The sequence below is a fragment of the Streptomyces sp. S063 genome (assembly GCF_002832675.1).
Classification (GTDB): Bacteria; Actinomycetota; Actinomycetes; order Streptomycetales; family Streptomycetaceae; genus Streptomyces; species Streptomyces sindenensis.
On the sequence record NZ_CP021707.1, the window covers coordinates 3,257,823 to 3,276,532 of the forward strand.

Genomic DNA, 18,710 nt, shown 5'->3' on the forward strand with positions numbered 1-18,710 from the left:
ATGACGGCGCCGCCTATCGTGCTTACTCGGTTGATCACCCCACTGTCCGCCGACCGCAGCGCCTCTCGTTGCCGTCGGCGTCACGGATTGTCCCGTTTCGGCCCCCGCAACGCCGCGAGGGGCGTTTCCGTCACCGCCTTGTCCCGCTCGGAAATCCATGGATTTACCGACTGCGATCGCCGGTACCCCTTTCACGGCTTAGTGAGTTTTAGGAGTCGCATTGACAGCGCAGTTGCCCGCTGACGACCAGGGGTCCGCCACGACGGTCTCCAGGCGCCTCGTCCTCGCCGACATCGCCCATCAGTACACGGTCGCGCCGGTCGAGAACGCGCCGGTGTGCATCGTCGAGCTCAGCCCCGAACAGGGCGACGGCGTCCGGGTCGTGGAGTACTTGCGTCAGGAGGACACGGTCGCGCGGTCCGTCGCGGTGCTGGATGCCGCGGGCCGGGCGCAGACTCCCGAGCCGCCGGCCGGGCCGACGGCGGCCTGGGGCCGCACGGGGCTCGACGAGGGGTTCGCGGACTACCTGCGCACCGCTCTGGCCGCGCTGGGGCATCCCGCGGCCGCGGCCCTCAAAGACGCCGCTCTCGCCCCGCTCGCCCCGGTCATGCTGCTCCGTACGCACGAGGGCCCGGAGCAGTCCCGTACCGAGGTGCTGATGTGCACCCGGGTGCGCGCCGTCGGAGTGCTCTTCACCCGGGTCGCCCGGTTCGACCACCGTGCCGACGTCGAGCTCGGCACACTGGTCGCGACGGCGTTCGAGCGCCGGACCGAGCTGGAGAACTTCGTCCGCGTCGAGGACAAGACCCAGCTGCTGTACGAGAAGGACATCGAGATCGAGGAGAAAATCACCCTCCTCGACGAGGCGAACATCTGGTCCCTCACCCAGGGCATGTGGGCAGCCGTCGAGGCCGGGGAGCTGCCGGGGTTCATCCCCGACCCCGGCTACGAGCTGACCCGCTGGCACTTCGTCCAGCACAACTTCGAGGTGACCGCGCCGGCCGACCGGGTCGGCCACTTCGCCTTCCAGGAGTACCCGGACGGCAGGTACCGGCTCAAGATGAAGAAGTTCGCGAAGGACTCGCTGCGCCGCGTCGAGACCTTCCGCAACGGCATAGAGGTTCCGGAGAGCGACTTCGAGGGCTATCTCGCCCGTGAGTTCCCGGACCTGAGCTTCCGGCCCCTGCCGAGCCTGCGGCGGACGAAGTTCGACATCAACATCCAGTCCGTCACCACCGGTCACGGCTTCGGCATCGAGACGGACGAGGTCACCCTCAGCGACGGCACCGGACGCGTGATGCGCCAGGTGGAGACGGAGTACCTGGACACCCGTCACCACGACGGCATGGACGGATCGACGATCGACGCGGAACTCGGCCGCCTGACCACCTTGGTGGAGGCGCATCTCGCCGGGCTCGGCATCTCGGCCAAGCGCGGCCTGTACTCGAAACTCTCCTTCCTGCGCGACAGCGCGCGAACTGCCGACAGCTGACCGCGAGGGGAGCCCTGCCCCGGGCAGAGGACGGGGCAGGACCGCCTCCTCATGCAGATTCCGGCCGGACCATAAGGACGTGCGGTGTGAAGACAAGCCGAAGGGTGATCCGGTCTTTTCACGACATCACACACAGTGATGCCGATGTGAAGCGCCCCATCGTGACGCTGTTCAGCGGCGGCCTGGACAGTACCTACCTCCTGCACCGGCTCGTGCAGGCCGGCGCCACCGAGGTGCACGCACTCAGCGTGGATGTCGGCGGTGACGAGAAGCCGGATCAGATCCGGGGCATCGCCGACCAGTTGGGCGTACGTCTGCACCTCGTCGACGAACGGGACGCGTTCCTGCAGGAGTTCGTCCGGCCCGCGATCGCCGCCCACGGCGTCTACCTGGACACCCATCCCGTGAGTTCGTCCCTGAGCCGGCCGCTCATCGCCCGCGCGGCCGTGCGCGTGGCGCGGGAGCTGGACGCGGGGATGATCCTGCACACCGCCAACCGCTCGCAGAACACCCTGCGCCGGCTGAACGGCGCACTCGACCAGCTCGGGTTCGAGGGTCACTTCGGCACGCCCTACGACCTCCACCCCGTGGACCGGGAGATGAAGATCAAGGAGCTGCGGGCCATCGGGCTGGAGGAGATGGCGGAACGCACGGCCAGCGGCGACTCGAACCTGTGGTGCCGCGAGTTCGAATCCGGGATCCTGGACGACCCTGAGCACCACGAGGTCCCGGAGGCGTTCTACCGGTGGAGCGCGCGCCGGGGGGTTCCCGAAGCGGAGTACCTGGAGGTGGCCTTCCGCGCCGGAGTCCCCGTCGCCGTCGACGGACGGGAGGCCCCGCTCGCGGACATCGTCTCCTCGCTCAACCGGACGGCCGGGGCGCACGGTCTGGGCCGTCACACCGGCCTCGAGCATCTGCCGGACGGCATGAAGGTCCTCGAAGTACGGGAGATGCCCGCCGCCTGGCTGCTGCTGGCGTCCCGGCGCCATCTGGAGACGGCGACGCTCGACGCCGAATCCCTCAGGGAGAAGCTCAACGTCGAGCAGATCTGGGTGCGTGAAGCGCTCGAAGGACGCTGGTTCGGCGGTCTGCGAGCGGCCTGCCAGGCCTTCATCACGGAACTGACGGCGCCGGTCACCGGCTCGGTGCGCTGGCGGCTGGACGGCAGCCGGACCTCCACGGTCTCCATCGTCGCCGACGCCACCAAATACGTACGCGACAGGGAGGACTGGGAGCAGACCTCCATCCGGCGAGAGCTGTCCTGCCTGGCCGGAGCGACGAACGACGAGAAGAGGAACGGACTGTGGTAGGAACCGGCCCGGACACCGCGCCCGCGACCGCCCTCCTGGTCATCGTCGACGCGACCGTGCACACCGCTCGTACGGCCCATGCCCTCGACTGCCGCACCGTGTTCGTGCAGCGCCCCGGCGCTCCCGTGCACGAGCTGGTCGACGACTCCTCGGGCTACTACAGCGTGGACTTCACCCGGGACGCGTTGTTCACCGGGTTCGTCGAAGCAGTGCTGCGCCCGCTGGCACCCACCGCGGTGATCTCCCTCAGCGACGAGGGCGCACGTCCGGCCGCGCTGGCGAACGCCGTCCTCGGCACGGCCGGCACCCCGGCCGAGGTGATCGAACGCCTCGCGGCGGGCACGCCCGACAAGCCGGCCCATGGTGCCTCGGACCGGTGGGCGTACACCTTCAGCGAGGCCGGGCAGCACCGTTGGGTGGCGCTCATGGACGCCGACGCCCCGCCGCGCCCGACCGAACGCATCGTGCCGGAAGAGGCGTTGAGCACGGATGAGTACGCGAGCGTCATGGCGGGCCTTAACCGGTTCCTCGACTCCGCAGGCCTGCGGAACGGACCCGCCCGTATCCGGCTGCGCGGCCGGAACGGCGAGGTGCGCGTCCTCGGCGGCGCACCCACCGTCGGCACGGACGAGCAGAGCGAGTTCATCCGGCGGCTCACCGGATTCGACCTGACGCGTGCCGCCCTGGCCGGAGCGGCCGGCCGCGCGGACGACCGTCTCACCGGCCCCGCCCACCCTCGGAAGGAGGCGACCCGATGACCAGGACGACCGCGCTGTTCATCAACGCCCACCCCTACTCGCACTTCCACCGCGGCGGTACCCACATCCTGCCGACCGCCGACATCGACATCCACATGGTGGCCCGCAAACAGATCGACGGCGGAGCCCGGGGGTTCGCCGAGAACCCCCTCGACCACGTCGCGCTGTGCGACGCCAACGACGAGGACCGCTGGCGGGAGATTTGCGCGTGGACGCTGCGCAACCACCCCATCAGCAGGGTCATAGCCGTGCATGAAAGGGCGGTGCTCCTCGCGGCGGAGATGCGCTCGATGTTCGGTCTCGTGGGGATGGACTACGAGACCGGACTGCGCTTTCGCGACAAAGTGAGGATGAAGGAGGCCGTACGGGCGGCCGGCGCCGCCGCCGTTCCGGACTTCGCCGCTCTCGACACCCCCGAAGACCTGGGGAAGGTGGACTGGAGCACGGGCCGCAAGGTCATCAAGAGCCGGCTGGGCCTCGCCGCGAAGGACCTCTACATCGTCCCGTCGCTGGAGGAGGCACGGCGCGTGGTCGACCGCCTCGACCTCTCCGACTCCCATTACGAGATAGAGGAGTTCGTCAGGGGCCAGATATACCACTGCGACTCCGTCGTACAGGACGGACGCATCCTCTTCAGCAGTGTCGGCAGATATCTGGCGGACCCCGCGAGCTACACCCCGGGGGGAATGTTCGGCACCGTCCTCGTGGGCGAGAGCCCGTTGCACAAGCGCATCACCGCAGTGAACGCGGACGTCCTGGCCGCACTGGGGCTCAAGGACGGCACCACGCACCTGGAGCTGTTCCACACCGCATCCGACGAACTGGTCTTCTGCGAGGTCGCCGCGCGCCCGCCGGGCGGCCTCATCCCTCCGGTCATCCAGGCGCAGTACGGCTTCGACATCGTCGAGACACAGATCCGCCTCGACGCCGGACTGGGCATCTCCCTGGGGCCGGCCCCTGAGCCCGTGGCGGGCGGCGGGACGAGCGGCTTCATCTCCTTCTACCCGGGCGGCTCCGGCTCCCGGGGCATCGCACCGGACCGGCTGGCCACGCTGGGGGTCGTGGAACACAGCACGCACCGCGGCGCCGGCAACAGCAGCGGCGGCGTCCGGCACTCCACGGACTTCCTCGACTCGTACGTGGTCAGGGCCCCCGACGACGAAGCGCTGCTGCGGCAGCTGGCCCGCATCGAGGACGAGTACCGGCGGTGACAGCGCGGCGCGTTCGCCACCGCGTGGGCGCGCCGCGCCCGGCCCACCTCCTTGAACGAGAGAACTGGCATGCCTGACTTCGGCCCGAACGGCCTTCGGACAGCGACGGGGCGCGAGCGCCCCGCCTCCTCGTCCGGCCTCCGCGTCCCGACGGGCGCGGACGTATGACCGCGGCGTCCGCGCCGGCTCCACCCACCGACACCCGCGTGCTGCGCGTCCTCATCGCGGCCTCGATGCTCTCGAAGGTCGCCGACTGGCAGCTGGGAATCGTCATTCCGCTGGCCGTGCTGGCGGAATCGGACTCCGTGGCCCTGGCGCTCGTCTCGTTCGCCCTGCGCGGTGTCTCGTACGTGGGGTCCCCCTTCCTGGGCTCGGTGATCGACCGTTTCGACAAGCGGACGGTCTATGTCCTTGCCCAGCTGCACCAGGCCGTCTGCCTGGTTCTGCTCGCGTCGACGCTGTCCAGCCAGCTCTCCGTGGCCCTGCTGGTCCTGCTCTCCGGGATCGGGGGCGTCGCGAGTTCGATCACCGGTCAGTTCGTGCTCATCCCCGTGCTGATCTCTCCGCCCCTCCGTGCCACGGCCGTCGCCAAGCTGAACTCGGCCATCGAGGTGTCCAAGGTCGTCGGCCTGCTCCTGGGCGGAACCGCCTTCGCCCTGCTCGGTCCGGCGGCGGCCTCACTGTGCATCGGGGCCCTGTACCTGGTCGCGGGCTGTATCGCCCGGCTGCTTCCCCGAGCACCGTCGAGCCATCGGAGAATGGATATCCGGCGAGACCTCGCGATCGGCTTCCGCTGGGTCGGACGCCGCGAGATCCTCTGGCTCGTCGTGACCATGTCCATGACGAACCTCGCAATCGGGCAGCTGGAGCCCGCCCTCATCACCCAGTTCAGCGACGGGGGGATGAACACCGCCGCGATCTCCGGGGTGATGGCCGCGGGCCTGCTCATGGGCGCACTCGCCAGCCGGCTCGCCCCGGCCATCGTTCCCCGTTGGAGCACCGAACGCCGCGTACTGGCGGCCCAGGTGCTGGGACTGGCCGGCCTGGCCCTCGTCGCCACGCCGCTGCTCCCCCTGCGCCTCCTCGGATTCATGGTGGAGTGCTTCGCGGTCGCCGTCAGCAACGTGGCCTCCATCACCTACCGGCAGGAGACGATTCCGGCCGATGTCGCCGGCCGGGCCAACGCGACGATCCGCATGTTCATCACCGGGGCTTCGCCCCTGTCCGGATTCCTCTTCGCGTGGGCGAGCGGTCTCGACGGATTCCGGTACTGGCTGCCGGCGCTGAGCCTGTGGGGCGCCGCGGTCGTGGTCTGGGCCGTCTACACCCGGACCTGCGAACGGGCCGCCGAGAAGGCGGATGCCCTGAAAGGAGCTTCCCTTGGAGATCGCTGAGCAGGACGGTGTGGTCGTCGCCACGGTGGACCGGGCGGAGGCCGAGCGGCAGGCGTGGAAGAGCGCGGGGGCACCGGTCGACATCGTCCGGCTCGCCGAACCGGACAGCCTCGACGAGTCCGCTCTCGCCGGTCTGGGATTCGTGACGCGCCCGCGCTGGATCAACTGGTGTGCCCCCGTCAAGGAGTCGGCGGCAGAGTTCGAGGCCGCACTCCCCGGAACCGAGCGCCGCAACGTCCGTCTCGGCCGCCGCTTCGTCGAGGACGAGGGTTTGAAGGTGAGCGTCCGGGCGGGGCTGACTCCCGCGCTCGTGGACGAGTTCCTGGTCGTCTACGACCGTCAGATCGAAGCGATGCCGCGCGGGAAGAACTACGCGCGCCGCTGGCGCGACCGCCTCCTGGACGCCGCCGACGAGCATGTCAGCGTCAGCGTGCACGACGGCACCCGCATGATCGTCGGATCTCTGTGGTGGATCCGCCCCGAGCAGTCCGTGATGCAGATGCGCTTCTCCGCCGCCTCGCCCGACGCGCGCGCGAGCCGGGTCATGCGCGTCGCCTACCTGGAGGCGCTGGAGTTCGCCCGGAAGAGCGGACTGCGCTTCGCGTCCCTCGGCAACGACCCTTCCCTCTTCGGCCATGTCGTCCAGCCCGGGCTGTTCACCTTCAAGAGCCGCCTCGGCTTCACCCCGTTGCCCTCTCAGATCCTCGACCCCCGGCTGGCGGGCGAGTACGCCGACAGGTTCCTCACCTTGCGGTCCCTGTCCGACCCCGCGCTCGTGGTGACGTGGGGAGGGCACCGGGGCGCTCCGCTGTCCTGGCCGGAAACCGCACAGGCCCCCGGCCACGATCTTCTGATCCTGTCGGCCGCGCCCGACGAGGCGCTCACGGCCCGATTCCGCGCCCGTGGCCTCCGGGAGGCCCGGTCGGTGACGGTGAGCACGTAACGAAGCGGTGGCGGTCGCCGCTCAGGACTGGGCCGACCGCCACCGCTTTGACATGATCATCAGAATCGCGTGCCGCCGGCCGGGGGCGCGCACCGCTGGGGCCATGTACCGAGGGAGGGGCCGGCCGAGATGATCCTGACCGTCACCCTGAACACCGCGCTCGACGTGACGTACACCGTCGACGCGCTCGTCCCGCACGGCAGCCACCGGGTCGGCGAGGTCATCGAGCGCCCCGGCGGAAAGGGCCTGAACGTCGCCCGGGTGCTGGGCGCGCTCGGCCACGACGCCGTGGTCACCGGCTTCGTCGGCGGTGCGAACGGAGACGTCCTGCGCGGCCTCCTCGCGCCGCTCCCGCCGCGCGACGCCCTCGTCGAGGTCGCCGGGAACACCCGCCGCACCCTCGCGATCACCGACCGCTCGACCGGCGACACCACCCAGCTCAACGAACCCGGTCCGCAGGTGAGCCCTGCCGACTGGGCCGCCTTCCTGCGGACCTACGAGGAGCTGGTCGCCGGGGCCGACGCGGTCGCGCTCTGCGGCTCCCTGCCGCCCGGCATCCATGTCGGGGCGTACGCCGAACTGGTCCGGATCGCCCGCGCCGCCGCCGTACCCGTGCTCCTGGACACCAGCGGCGAACCGCTGCGCCGGGGCATCGCCGCCCGCCCCGACCTGGTCAAGCCGAACGCGGAGGAGCTGGCCCGGCTGACCGGCTCCCGCGAACCGCTGCGCGCGGCGGGGGACGCCCGCCGCCGCGGGGCCCACGCCGTGGTCGCCTCGCTCGGCCCGGAGGGGGTGCTCGCGCTCACCCCGGACGGCGTCTGGCGGGCCGCCCCGCCCGCCCCCGTGCGCGGCAACCCGACCGGTGCGGGCGACTCGGCGGTCGCCGGGCTGCTCTCCGCCCTGGCCGAGGGCCTGCCCTGGCCGGAGCGGCTGGCCCGGGCGGTGGCCCTGTCCGCGGCGACGGTGCTGGCCCCGACGGCCGGCGAGTTCGACGCGGCGGCCTACGCGGAACTGCTGCCGCGCGTCACGGTGGAGCCGCACGTCCCGGCGCCCTGACCCGCCGGACATGCCGACGCCCCGGCCACCGGGACGGTGATCGGGGCGTGGGCAAGCGGTCGGCGTTCGGCCGTTCTACTCGATGTGGCCCGCCTTCAGCTCCAGCTGGTCGAGGTTGGCGTCGCACTGGTCGCCTTCCTCGCAGGACAGCTTGAGGGTGTTGGTGCCCTTGTCGAGCTGGACGTACGCGTAGGTGTTCGTCCAGCCCTTCTCCAGGTCGCCCTCTTCGGCGTGCGCGAAGTTCTTCATGTTGATGGAGCGCGGCTCCTGCGCGTTGACCGTCAGGGTCGTCTTCGCGTCCTTGCCGGGCACGCCGTAGGTCACGTACAGGGTGTACGCGCCGGCCTCGGGCACCTCGACCGTCCAGGTGGCCGAGCGGCCGACCTCGTTGAGGTTGATGTAGTTGCCGTTCGCGCCCTTGGCGCCCTTGACCGTGGAGTCCAGGGCCGCCGTGCCGCCCAGCGTCAGCGTCGCCGCGTCCTGCTTCGGCAGCTCGACCGGCTTCGGGGTCTCCTTCGGCTTCTCCTTCTCCGGCTTCTTCGACTCCTCGACCTCGCCGGCGGGGCCCTGCGAGGAGGACGCCTCGTTGCTCTTGTCGTCCTTGTCGCCGTCGTCGCCCGTGAGCAGGGCGGCGCCGATGCCGATGAGGACGACCGCGACCACGGCGACCGCCGCGATCAGGAGCGCCTTCGTGTTCGGGCCGCCACGGCCCGTGCCGCCGCCGTGACCGCCCTGCGCCGGGGGTTGTCCGTGGGACGCGCCGCCGGGGTAGGTCTCGGGGGCCGCGTACTGCGGGTTCGGCCGGTTGTACTGCTGCGCGGGCTGACCGTAGGCCTGCTGGGGCGGGTAGCCGTACCCGCCCTGCTGCTGCGGCACCTGCTGCTGGCCGTACTGGCGCTCACCGACGGCGCGCACCTGGTTGTAGGACGTTCTGGGCACGCCCGGCTGCGCGGCCGGACCCGGGTAGCCGTAGCCGCCCTGGCCGGGCGCCTGGGCGCCTGCCGCCTGTCCGTCCGCGTACAGGTAGCCGAACGGATCGTCGTCCTCGGGCTTGCTCGCGCCGTTGTTTCCGGCCGTCATCCCTGGGTCACTCCTCACCATCTCGCCAGCCGTCGCCGACCGGCCGAGCCTACCTCGAACGGAGCAGGCCCCGAAGTGAGCTCAAAGGCCCGGACGGCTCCGGGGAACGGGTACGGGGTAGGGGGAGAAACGGGCCGTGAACGTCATCCGGCCCTGCGGTGAACCTTCGACCGGGACCGCTTTTCCACGTACATCCGCTGGTCGGCGGAGCGCAGGACCTCTTCGACGGTCATGCCGCACTCGGCCCAGCCGATGCCGAAACTCGCCCCGACCCGGACCGCGCGCCCATCGACCCTTATGGGCGGAATGATGGCATTTCTCAGACGAACGGCCAGGTCAGCGGCGTCCGCCGCCCCGAGGCCGTCGGCGAGAACGACGAATTCGTCACCCCCGAGCCGGGCGACCGTGTCGCCGTCCCGCACACACGTGCTCAGCCGTCGGGCGACCTCGATGAGCACGGCGTCGCCGGTGTGGTGCCCGAAGCGGTCGTTGATCGACTTGAAACCGTCGAGGTCGCAGAAGAGGACCGCGAGCCCCTTCGTCCCGTCGTCGTGCTCCGGATCCGGAGCCACCGTGTGCACGTGGTGGTCGAAGGGCCCGCCGCCGGGGACCACCTCGCCCTCGTAGCCGTCGGCCTGGTAGCCGTGGGTCAGGGACGACTCGACGTCCCCGTACGCCGCGTCCAGCGCCTCGATCGCCGTCGCGGCCGGGGAGGAGTTCGGCCGCTCGCAGATCCGGGCGCTGAGCCGCGACTTCAGCTCGGCGCTGTTGGGCAGCCCGGTCAGCGCGTCGTGCGAGGCGCGGTGGGCGAGGTTCAGCTCGTGGCGCTTGCGCTCCTCTATGTCCTCGACATGGGTGAGCAGGAAGCGCGGCCCGTCGGCGGTGTCCGCGACGACCGAGTTGCGCAGCGAGACCCAGAGGTACGTGCCGTCCCGGCGGCTGAGGCGCAGCTCGGCCCGGCCGCCCTCGGCGGAGGTGCGCAGCAGGGTGCCGATGTCCTCGGGGTGGACCAGGTCGGCGAAGGAGTAGCGGCGCATGACGGAGGCCGGACGGCCGAGCAGCCGGCACAGGGCGTCGTTGGTCCGCAGCAGCCTGCCCTGCTGGTCGCCGCCCATCTCGGCGATGGCCATACCGCTGGGGGCGTACTCGAAGGCCTGCCGGAAGGACTCCTCGCTGGCCCGCAGCGCCTGCTGCTCCCGCTCCAGGCGGACCAGGGCGCGCTGCATGTTGGCCCGCAGCCGGGCGTTGCTGATGGCGATGGCGGCCTGGGAGGCGTACATCTGGAGCGCTTCGCGCCCCCATGCGCCGGGGCGGCGTCCGTTGCGCGGCCGGTCGACCGATATGACCCCGAGGAGGTCGCCCTCGCCCGCCGACGCGTACATCGGGGCGTAGAGCCGGTCGAGCGGGTGCCATTCGTCCTCGAACCGGGGTTCGGGCCCCTCGGTGTGCCACTGCGGTACGTCGTCGTCGAGCAGGACCCAGCCCTCGGTGTGCGGGATGAAGCGGAGACCGCCCCAGGCCTCGCCCATGGAGAGCCGGCGGTTCCAGGAGTCGCGGGAGCCGACGCGGCCGGTGATCAGGGCCTCGGCGGCGGCGTTGCCCGCGAAGGCGGCGATGACGAGATCGCCCTCGGGCCGGACCAGGTTGACGCAGGCCAGCTCGTAGCCGAGGCTCGCGACGATGCCGTCGGCCACGCTCTGGAGCGTGTCGGCCAGACTCCGCGCCGTGTTGAGATCGGCGACGGCCTGATGCAGCTGCCGCATGGTCGCCAGGCGGACGTACGGCTCCGACTCGGCCTCCATCGCTCGCACCCCCGAGACCTCGACAGCAACTCCAGGTTTCATATCGACGTACTTGTTGCAGTGTCCCCGCCACTGAATCACAGTGAGCTGTGCACCCGGTACACAGGGTCAGCAGAAAATGGACTCTGTGACTCAAGTCACAACAGATGACCGGGGGGTGCCGGTGACTCACGGCGACGACGGTCGTTCGGCGGTCACCGGGAGGGACGGACTCCCTTTGTGTGCGCCCGCGCACGCCCCTCCCCGCCGTCCCCCTCCCGGGGTCCTAGGACCGGCCTGGTCCCCTGGCCCGATGCGGCCGTCCGGCCCCCGCGGTTAGCGTCGGGATGTGCTCAACACGAAGCCCCCCACCCCGCGCCCCGAGAACGTCCCCCATGCTGGGGGCGTGAGCAACGACGAGTTCCGCGCCGCCCTCGCCCGGCTGGCCGCCGGGGTGGTGCTGGTCACCGCCCAGGAGCCGCCCCTCGACGAGGACGGCCGGGGTGAGGACGTGGGCATGACGGCGACCGCCTTCATGTCCGTGTCCCTGGAGCCGCCCCTGGTGACGGTGAGCCTGCGCAACGGCTCCCGGATGGACGACCTGCTGGACGAGCAGCCGCTGTGGGCGGTCTCCGTCCTGGCCGCGAGCCAGCGGCACATCGCGGGCCGGTTCGCCATGAAGGGCCGGATCAGCGACCGGCTGCTGTTCGAGGACATCGCGTACGTGCGGGGCGAGGTGACGCGGGCTCCGCTGATCGGCGGGGCCCTGGCGACGCTGGAGTGCCGGACCGAGCAGCGCGTGGTGGCCGGGGACCACACCCTGGTGATCGGGCGGGTGCTCACGGCGGAGCTGCCGAGCCCGGAGGGCGATCCGCTGACGTACTTCAAGGGGCGCTACCGGCAGCTGGGCTGACACCCGTTCCGCAACCGGGCCGACACCGCGTTCCGGGACGTGGCCGACGCGCCGCTTCGGGACGGGGCGTGGCCGCGGGCTACCAGTCGCGGCCCGAGCGGCCGCGCTTGGTGTCGCCGCGCTGCTTCTTCTCGCGCAGCCTGCGCTCGTTGATCCCGCGCGGGATCTTCCGCTTGATCCGGGGCTTGGGCGGCGGCGCGGTGGCCTCGGCGAGGAGGGCGGCGAGCCGCACGGCGGCCGTCTCGCGGTTGCGCCACTGGGAGCGGTGTTCGGAGGCCCGTACGGAGACCACCCCGCCCACCAGCCGGCCCGCGAGCCGCTCCAGCGCCCGCGCCTTCCACACCTCGGGGAGCGCGTCGGTCGCGGCCAGGTCGAAGCGCAGCTCCACCTGGGAGTCGCTGGTGTTGACGTGCTGGCCGCCGGGCCCGGAGGACCGCGAGAAACGCCACATGAGCTCGGCCTCCGGGAGGGAGACCGAGCCGCGGATGACATAGGGCCCGGACATGACACCCATGGTCCCTCCCCCGGGCCCCGCCCGTCACCTTCTTTTGCGCTGCCCCGCCCCCTGCGGGCGTCCCGTCCGAAGGAACTTCGTAAAGAAAGTAAAGCGAGCAGGAACCTCGTGGTCTCCTGCTTGCGTTAGGACGGGTGACGGTAGCTTTCGTGATGGCACGAAGCCCGCACACGACGAGGAAAGGGACTTCCCATGGCAGTAAGCCTGTCCAAGGGCGGCAACGTCTCGCTCACCAAGGAGGCACCGGGCCTTACCGCCGTCACGGTCGGCCTCGGCTGGGACGTCCGCACCACCACCGGCACCGACTTCGACCTCGACGCCTCGGCGATCGCGGTCAACGCGGGCGGGAAGGTCGTCTCGGACGGCCACTTCGTCTTCTTCAACAACAAGTCGACGCCGGACCAGACCATCGTGCACACCGGTGACAACGTCACGGGTGAGGGCGAGGGCGACGACGAGCAGATCAACGTCAACCTGGCAGGTCTGCCGGCCGACGTCGACAAGATCGTCTTCCCGGTCTCCATCTACGACGCCGAGACCCGCAGCCAGAACTTCGGCCAGGTCCGCAACGCCTTCATCCGCATCCTCAACCAGGCCGGCGGCGCCGAGATCGCCCGCTACGACCTGAGCGAGGACGCCGCCACCGAGACCGCCATGGTCTTCGGCGAGCTCTACCGCAACGGCGCCGAGTGGAAGTTCCGCGCGGTCGGCCAGGGGTACGCCTCCGGTCTGCGCGGCATCGCCCAGGACTTCGGCGTCAACCTCTGACGCGTCGCTCCCGAGCGCACAACAGTCCCGCCGGAGCCCCCGGCCGCGATCGCGGCCGGGGGCTCCGGCGTGCGTGAGCCACCGTTTGTCCGATCCTGTGTACGCAAGCCACCGCCCACCCGGCCCGGCGTGGGTGAGCCTCCGTCAAGCCGCCTCCACCGCGCCGCTGAAACCCGCCACTTCACCGAATACCGGACAGCACGACACCCCATTCGTACAAGAACTGGTCAAAAACTTGTGAGGCAATTGTCAGCACACCGTCAACTTCGCTCATTCGATGGCACGCTCTCCGCTCGTAGTCCCCCCACAGGACGACCGACGGAGAACACACATGAACCTCCACACGACCCCCCACAACTCCCGCGCCCCGCGCACCACGCGCCGACTCGCAGCACTCGCGGCCGTGGCCGCGATGGTCGTCGCCGGTGTCCAGGCCGGATCCGCCGTCGCCGGCCCCGACGACGGCGCCCGCACCGACGCGGCGAAGCCCGCCACAGCCGCCGCCCTGGGCGTGAACCCCGCCGCACAGCGCGCCACGGCCATCAAGTCGGCTCAGGCCGAGGCCTCCTCGGCGGCGAAGGCCCTGAAGCTCGGCGGCCAGGAGAAGCTGATCGCCCGCGACGTCATCACGGACGCCCAGGGCACCGTCCACACCCGCTACGAGCGCACCTACGACGGCCTGCCGGTCATCGGCGGCGACCTCGTCACCCACACCACCGCCGCCGGCAAGCTCCGAAGCGTCGACAGGGCGACCGACCGGAAGATAGCCGTGGCGTCGACGACGCCGAAGCTGAAGGCGGCGGCGAGCGCCCGCAAGGTGATCTTCGCCGGCCACGGCGGTGAGCCCGTTCTCGCCTGGGAGACCGTCAAGAAGGGCGTCCAGAAGGACGGCACGCCCAGCCGCGTCCACACCATCACCGACGCCACCACCGGAAAGAAGCTGCACAGCTACGAGGCGATCGAGACCGGCACCGGCAACAGCCAGTACAGCGGCGAGGTCGAGATCACCACCACGAAGTCCGACGCGGGCTTCGAGCTGACCGACGGCGAGCGCGGCGGCCACCGGACGTACGACCTCAACCAGGGTTCCTCCGGCACCGGCGACCTCGTCACGGACGACGACGACACCTGGGGCGACGGCACCGGCGGCGACCGGCAGACCGCCGCCGTCGACGCCCACTACGGCGCGGCGCAGACCTGGGACTTCTACAAGTCGGCGCTCGGGCGGGACGGCATCGCGGGCGACGGCAAGGCCGCCTACTCCCGGGTCCACTACGGCGAGAACTACGTCAACGCCTTCTGGGACGACAGCTGCTTCTGCATGACGTACGGCGACGGCGAGGGCAACAGGAACGCCCTCACCTCGATCGACGTCGCGGCCCACGAGATGACCCACGGCCTCACCTCCGCCACCGCCGACCTGGACTACGCGGGCGAGTCCGGCGGCCTCAACGAGGCGACCAGCGACATCCTCGGCGCCTCGGTGGAGTTCTTCGCCGACAACGCGTCGGACGCCGGGGACTACCTCATCGGCGAGAAGATCGACATCAACGGCGACGGCACCCCGCTGCGCTACATGGACCAGCCCTCCAAGGACGGCAACTCCGCGGACTTCTGGGACGAGAACCTCGGCGACCTGGACGTCCACTACTCCTCCGGCGTCGCCAACCACTTCTTCTACCTGCTCGCCGAGGGCAGCGGAAAGAAGACGATCAACGGCGTCGAGTACGACTCCCCGACCTCCGACGGCTCGACGCTGACGGGCATCGGACGGGAGAAGGCGTATCAGATCTGGTACAAGGCGCTCTCGGTCTACATGACCTCCACCACCGACTACGCGGGCGCGCGCGTCGCGACCGAGAAGGCGGCGACCGACCTGTTCGGCGCGGACAGCGAGGAGCTGAAGGCGGTCTCGGCCACCTGGACCGGGGTCAACGTCGCGTAACCCCGGCCGTACGGACCACGGAAGCCGGTCAGCCCTCCCGGGCGGGCCGGTTTCCGCCGTACAGCCAGGCGTCCCACAGCCCGCTGAGGTCCCGGCCGGTCTCCTCCTCCACGTACGCGGTGAAGTCGTCGGTGGAGGCGTTGCCGTGCCGGTACTTCGCCGTCCAGCCCCGCACCAGCGCGAAGAACGCCTTGTCGTCGTCCATGGCGAGCCGGACGCGGTGCACGACCATGGCCCCGCGCCCGTAGACCGGCGGGTCGAAGAGGTCGGGGGCGGCGGGCGGCCGGGCGGGCGGGAACGCCCAGTTGGCGTCGGAGTCGTACGCCTCGTCGAAGCTCTCCTGGACCGGTACGTCGTCGTGGTCGGCGGCCCAGAGCCACTCCGCGTACGTGGCGAAGCCCTCGTTCAGCCACATGTCCCGCCAGGTCTTCGGGGTGACGGAGTTCCCGAACCACTGGTGGGCCAGCTCGTGGACGAGGAGGCCGGTGTCGGGCGGGCCGGGGAAGACGGGCCGGTTCTGGGTCTCCAGGGCGTACGCCGCGTCGCCCGTGCGCTCCACGATCGCCCCGGCGGAGGTGAAGGGGTACGGCCCGAACCTGGCCCGCGACCACGCCAGCACCTCGGGGATCCGGGCCAGCACGTCCTCGCTCGCCGCCGCCGACTCGGGGTCCACGGCGGTGAACAGGCGGATGCCGTCGGGGGTGCGCGCCTGCTCGGTGGTGAACCGGCCGACGGCCACGGTCGCCAGATAGCTCGCCATCGGCTCGGTGGTCCGCCAGTGGTAGGCGGTGCGGCCGTCCTCCGTACGCCGGGCGACCAGCTGCCCGTTGGAGACGGCCGTCAGCGGATCGGGGACGGTGACCTCGATGTCGTACGCGGCCTTGTCGCTCGGGTGGTGGTTGCCGGGGAACCAGGCCAGGGAACCGGTCGGCTCGCCGAGGGCGACCGAGCCGTCCGCCGTCCGCAGCCAGCCCTCCTCCTCGCCGTCGGCGTCGGTGATGGCCTGCGGGGAGCCGGAGTAGCGCACGACGGTGGTGAACGTGCGGCCCTCGCGCATGTGGTCGTCGACCGACGCGGCGGGGCGGATCGTCAGCTCCTTGCCCGCCCGGTTCACGGCGGCGGGCTCCCCCTCGACGGTGGCGCTCTCCACGTCGAGCCCGGCGAGGTCGAGGTGGAAGGCGCTCAGGTGCTGGGTGGCGCGGGCGGTGATGGTGGCCGTGCCGCGCAGCCGGCCCGCGGCGGGGTCGACGTCGAGCTTCAGGCCGTAGTGGGTGACGTCGTAGCCGCCGTTGCCGAGCCCGGGGAAGTACGAATCGCGCAGGCCGACCGCGCCCGGGGTTCCCTCGACACCACCGGTGCAGCCCGAGCCGAGGAGCGCGATGGCCAGGGCGAGGAGAAGGGGGGCGGCGGCGGGGGCGCGGGGCTTCACCGGACGATTTTAGGGCGTCTCCGGTACGGGAAGGAGCCGCCCGCCTCGGGGGACGCACGGGCGGCTCCGGTTCAGAGGACGGCGATACCGAGGGGCCGGTCGCCCGCCGGCAGGCGGACGGGCTCGCTGTCCTCGTCGTCCAGGTCGACGACCGTGATCGCGTTCCCGTATCCGTCGCGGGTGAAGCCGCCGGTGACGTACGCCGTGCGGCCGTCCGCCGACACCGCCACGTCCTCGTGCGGCCCGTCCAGCGGAACGATCCGCTCCGAGCCGTCGGGGGCGCGGACGGTGAGCGAGGGGCCCTCGTCGTCCGGGCCGATCGGGCCGGTGCCGACCACGAGGAGGGTGCCGTCGGGGGTCAGCGTCGCGCCGTGCTGGTGGGTGTCGGCGGTCATCCGCTCGACCGTCACCTTCCCGGTGCGCGGGTCGAGCACGGCCAGCCGCTCCCCCTCGAAGGGCAGCAGCAGCTTCCCGTCAAAGGGGCGTACGACGGCGTAGTGCGGCTTCAGCCAGGAGCCGAGCCCGCCCTCCGTGCCGTACGGGGCGACCTGCATGCGGCGGGTCTTCAGCGTGTCCGCGTCGACCGCCGTCACGTCGAAGGAGTCGTGGTCGGTGGCGTACACCTCGCGGCCGTCCGGCGAGACGTCCACGTCGAAGGGGCGCATGCCGACCCGCGCGGTGCCGGTGACCTCGCGGGTCGCGGTGTCGATGACCTCGACCGTGCCGTCCTCGCCGGGCACGTTGACCCCGACGTAGACCTGGCTGCCGTCCGGGGCCAGAGCGATGCCCATGCCGCCGCCCCGGTACTCGCCGGTGGTGACGGGGCCGGACTCCGTCGCGTACGGGATCAGCGCGAGCCGGGTGCGCTGCCGGGTGTCGACGACCGCGACGCCCTCGGCGGTGGCGACCCAGGCCCGCCCGTCCTCGCCGACGACGAGTCCGTAGGGCGCGGTGCCGACCTTCACCGAGGCGATGGGCGCCCCGCCCTCCCCGGAGCCGTCCCGGCCGGGGTCGACGAAGGTCACGGTGTCGCTGCCGAAGTCGGCGACGAGGAGGGTGCCGTCGGGGGTGCGGCCCTCGGGGGCACGGGAGGGTCCGGGGGTCGCCACGGTGCCGGACGCGGCGGACGAGGCGTCCGGGTCCCCCGGGTCCGCTTCCGTGGTGCCGGTGGCGCACCCGGCGAGCAGGGCGGCGGCGACGAGGGCGAGACCGAGGCGGCGGGCGGCGCGGGGGCGGGCCGCCTCGACGTGGCCCCCGAGGAGCAGCGGCGTACGCGACTCCTCGTCGCGGACGTCGACCCGTGCGCCGCCCTCGATCGCGGCGCGCACCCGGTCGGTGTCACCGGTGCGTGCGGCGGTGAGCAGATCGTGATCGAGGGCGTCCATGGGTCTTCCTTCCGCTGGGAGCTTCCGCTGCCGTACGGGCGTGACTACCGGGCGAGCGAGGCGACGCCCGCCTGGGCGAACTTCTCGTCGAGGTCGCCGCTGGGCGCGCCGGCCACACCGATGCCCGCCACCGGGGCGCCCTTGACCTGGACCGGGGCGCCGCCGCCGAGGAACAGGGTGCCGGGGATGTCCTTCAGGTTCGGGGCCTGCTCCAGGCGCTTGACCAGCTCGGAGGTGGGGGCGTTCCAGGAGACGGCCGTGTACGCCTTCTTCACCGCGGACTCGGGGGACTGCGGTCCTGCGCCGTCGCCGCGCAGGGAGACGATGGTGTTGCCGTTGCGGTCGACGACCGCGACGGAGATCCGCTGGTTCTCCTTCTTCGCCGCGTCCAGCGTGGCCTGCGCGGCCTTGGTGGCGGCGGCGACGGTCAGGTGCGTCGTCTGCTGGAGGTTGCGGTTGCTCGTGTCGGCCTTGACGGCGGCGGCGGGGGCGGCCGCCGGGGAGGAGGCGCTCGCGGACATCGCGCCGAACGTGCCGGCCCCGAGGGCGGCGACGACGACGGCGCCGGTGACGACACGGGTGCGCGGCGACAGCTTCTTCATGGTGGCTCCTTGGTGATCCGGGTCGGCCCGGTGGCGTGGGGTGCGAGGAGGTCCGGAGTGGTCCGGGCGTTTCGCTCTGGTATCGATCCTCCCGGCGGATCCGGCACCGTACGGTCGACGTACCGGCTG

16 protein-coding genes are annotated in these 18,710 nt (G+C 71.4%); 10 read left to right on the forward strand and 6 right to left on the reverse strand.

Features of this window, described 5'->3' with window-relative positions:
* Positions 1–220 precede the first annotated feature (220 nt).
* From CCZ36_RS14770 to CCZ36_RS14800, 7 genes are all read left to right on the forward strand, one after another.
* Positions 221–1,492 (forward strand): hypothetical protein, encoded by a 1,272-nt coding sequence (locus CCZ36_RS14770; protein WP_128817826.1) that lies wholly within the window; start codon positions 221–223, stop codon positions 1,490–1,492.
* Positions 1,493–1,596: 104 nt separating this feature from the next.
* The gene (locus CCZ36_RS14775) at positions 1,597–2,802 is read left to right on the forward strand and encodes an argininosuccinate synthase-related protein (protein ID WP_069738763.1); all 1,206 of its coding nucleotides are present in this window, start codon (positions 1,597–1,599) and stop codon (positions 2,800–2,802) included.
* Positions 2,796–3,560: a hypothetical protein gene (locus tag CCZ36_RS14780; RefSeq protein WP_128817827.1), complete on the forward strand. Its 765-nt coding sequence runs from the start codon at positions 2,796–2,798 to the stop codon at positions 3,558–3,560. Before CCZ36_RS14775 ends, CCZ36_RS14780 begins: the two co-directional genes overlap by 7 nt.
* Positions 3,557–4,771 carry an ATP-grasp domain-containing protein gene (locus tag CCZ36_RS14785; protein WP_069738765.1) on the forward strand — a complete coding sequence of 405 codons (1,215 nt, stop codon included), beginning with the start codon at positions 3,557–3,559 and terminating at the stop codon, positions 4,769–4,771. Before CCZ36_RS14780 ends, CCZ36_RS14785 begins: the two co-directional genes overlap by 4 nt.
* 164 nt (positions 4,772–4,935) lie before the next feature.
* The gene (locus tag CCZ36_RS14790; RefSeq protein ID WP_128817828.1) at positions 4,936–6,165 is read left to right on the forward strand and encodes an MFS transporter; all 1,230 of its coding nucleotides are present in this window, start codon (positions 4,936–4,938) and stop codon (positions 6,163–6,165) included.
* Entirely contained in the window at positions 6,152–7,108 is a 957-nt protein-coding gene (locus tag CCZ36_RS14795; RefSeq protein WP_128817829.1) for a GNAT family N-acetyltransferase, read from the forward strand. The genes CCZ36_RS14790 and CCZ36_RS14795 overlap by 14 nt, the downstream gene beginning before the upstream one ends.
* Positions 7,109–7,237: 129 nt before the next feature.
* Positions 7,238–8,164 (forward strand): 1-phosphofructokinase family hexose kinase, encoded by a 927-nt coding sequence (locus CCZ36_RS14800; RefSeq protein WP_128817830.1) that lies wholly within the window; start codon positions 7,238–7,240, stop codon positions 8,162–8,164.
* Positions 8,165–8,239: 75 nt separating this feature from the next.
* On the opposite strand, the gene CCZ36_RS14805 is transcribed toward CCZ36_RS14800, so the two are convergent.
* Both CCZ36_RS14805 and cdgB read right to left on the reverse strand, forming a co-directional pair.
* The gene (locus tag CCZ36_RS14805; RefSeq protein WP_069739814.1) at positions 8,240–9,244 is read right to left on the reverse strand and encodes a carbohydrate-binding protein; all 1,005 of its coding nucleotides are present in this window, start codon (positions 9,242–9,244) and stop codon (positions 8,240–8,242) included.
* A 143-nt stretch (positions 9,245–9,387) separates the two neighbouring features.
* Positions 9,388–11,046, reverse strand: a complete 1,659-nt coding sequence (gene cdgB, locus CCZ36_RS14810) for a diguanylate cyclase CdgB (RefSeq protein WP_069739813.1) — start codon at positions 11,044–11,046, stop codon at positions 9,388–9,390.
* 385 nt (positions 11,047–11,431) lie between these two features.
* Between cdgB and CCZ36_RS14815 the strand changes: the two genes are divergently transcribed.
* On the forward strand, positions 11,432–11,938 hold the full coding sequence (locus tag CCZ36_RS14815; protein WP_069739812.1) for a flavin reductase family protein: 507 nt from the start codon (positions 11,432–11,434) through the stop codon (positions 11,936–11,938).
* Positions 11,939–12,017: 79 nt separating this feature from the next.
* Here the strand turns inward: CCZ36_RS14815 and arfB are convergent, their stop codons facing one another.
* The gene (arfB, locus tag CCZ36_RS14820) at positions 12,018–12,452 is read right to left on the reverse strand and encodes an alternative ribosome rescue aminoacyl-tRNA hydrolase ArfB (protein ID WP_030088019.1); all 435 of its coding nucleotides are present in this window, start codon (positions 12,450–12,452) and stop codon (positions 12,018–12,020) included.
* 192 nt (positions 12,453–12,644) lie between these two features.
* On the opposite strand from arfB, the gene CCZ36_RS14825 reads away from it, so the two are divergent.
* Together CCZ36_RS14825 and CCZ36_RS14830 are read left to right on the forward strand one after the other, a co-directional pair.
* A complete protein-coding gene (locus tag CCZ36_RS14825) occupies positions 12,645–13,220 on the forward strand; it encodes a TerD family protein (RefSeq protein WP_006125579.1) in 576 nt (191 codons plus the stop codon).
* Positions 13,221–13,551: 331 nt separating this feature from the next.
* The gene (locus CCZ36_RS14830; RefSeq protein WP_128817831.1) at positions 13,552–15,165 is read left to right on the forward strand and encodes a M4 family metallopeptidase; all 1,614 of its coding nucleotides are present in this window, start codon (positions 13,552–13,554) and stop codon (positions 15,163–15,165) included.
* Positions 15,166–15,193: 28 nt separating this feature from the next.
* On the opposite strand, the gene CCZ36_RS14835 is transcribed toward CCZ36_RS14830, so the two are convergent.
* The 3 genes from CCZ36_RS14835 to CCZ36_RS14845 form a co-directional block, all read right to left on the reverse strand.
* Positions 15,194–16,594 carry a M1 family metallopeptidase gene (locus tag CCZ36_RS14835; protein ID WP_128817832.1) on the reverse strand — a complete coding sequence of 467 codons (1,401 nt, stop codon included), beginning with the start codon at positions 16,592–16,594 and terminating at the stop codon, positions 15,194–15,196.
* A 71-nt stretch (positions 16,595–16,665) separates the two neighbouring features.
* Positions 16,666–17,979, reverse strand: coding sequence for a YncE family protein (locus CCZ36_RS14840; protein WP_237302665.1), 1,314 nt, complete (start codon positions 17,977–17,979; stop codon positions 16,666–16,668).
* Positions 17,980–18,023: 44 nt separating this feature from the next.
* The gene (locus tag CCZ36_RS14845) at positions 18,024–18,581 is read right to left on the reverse strand and encodes a GlcG/HbpS family heme-binding protein (protein WP_069739809.1); all 558 of its coding nucleotides are present in this window, start codon (positions 18,579–18,581) and stop codon (positions 18,024–18,026) included.
* Positions 18,582–18,710 lie beyond the last annotated feature (129 nt).

What these genes read in the sequence shown, in the direction of transcription:
- CCZ36_RS14800 (WP_128817830.1), top strand. Translation starts at nt 7,238, where the DNA reads ATGATCCTGACCGTCACCCTGAACACCGCGCTCGACGTGACGTACACC.
- CCZ36_RS14785 (WP_069738765.1), top strand. Translation starts at nt 3,557, where the DNA reads ATGACCAGGACGACCGCGCTGTTCATCAACGCCCACCCCTACTCGCAC.
- CCZ36_RS14845 (WP_069739809.1), bottom strand. Translation starts at nt 18,581, where the DNA reads ATGAAGAAGCTGTCGCCGCGCACCCGTGTCGTCACCGGCGCCGTCGTC.
- CCZ36_RS14840 (WP_237302665.1), bottom strand. Translation starts at nt 17,979, where the DNA reads ATGGACGCCCTCGATCACGATCTGCTCACCGCCGCACGCACCGGTGAC.
- arfB (WP_030088019.1), bottom strand. Translation starts at nt 12,452, where the DNA reads ATGGGTGTCATGTCCGGGCCCTATGTCATCCGCGGCTCGGTCTCCCTC.
- cdgB (WP_069739813.1), bottom strand. Translation starts at nt 11,046, where the DNA reads ATGGAGGCCGAGTCGGAGCCGTACGTCCGCCTGGCGACCATGCGGCAG.
- CCZ36_RS14805 (WP_069739814.1), bottom strand. Translation starts at nt 9,244, where the DNA reads ATGACGGCCGGAAACAACGGCGCGAGCAAGCCCGAGGACGACGATCCG.
- CCZ36_RS14830 (WP_128817831.1), top strand. Translation starts at nt 13,552, where the DNA reads ATGAACCTCCACACGACCCCCCACAACTCCCGCGCCCCGCGCACCACG.
- CCZ36_RS14790 (WP_128817828.1), top strand. Translation starts at nt 4,936, where the DNA reads ATGACCGCGGCGTCCGCGCCGGCTCCACCCACCGACACCCGCGTGCTG.
- CCZ36_RS14825 (WP_006125579.1), top strand. Translation starts at nt 12,645, where the DNA reads ATGGCAGTAAGCCTGTCCAAGGGCGGCAACGTCTCGCTCACCAAGGAG.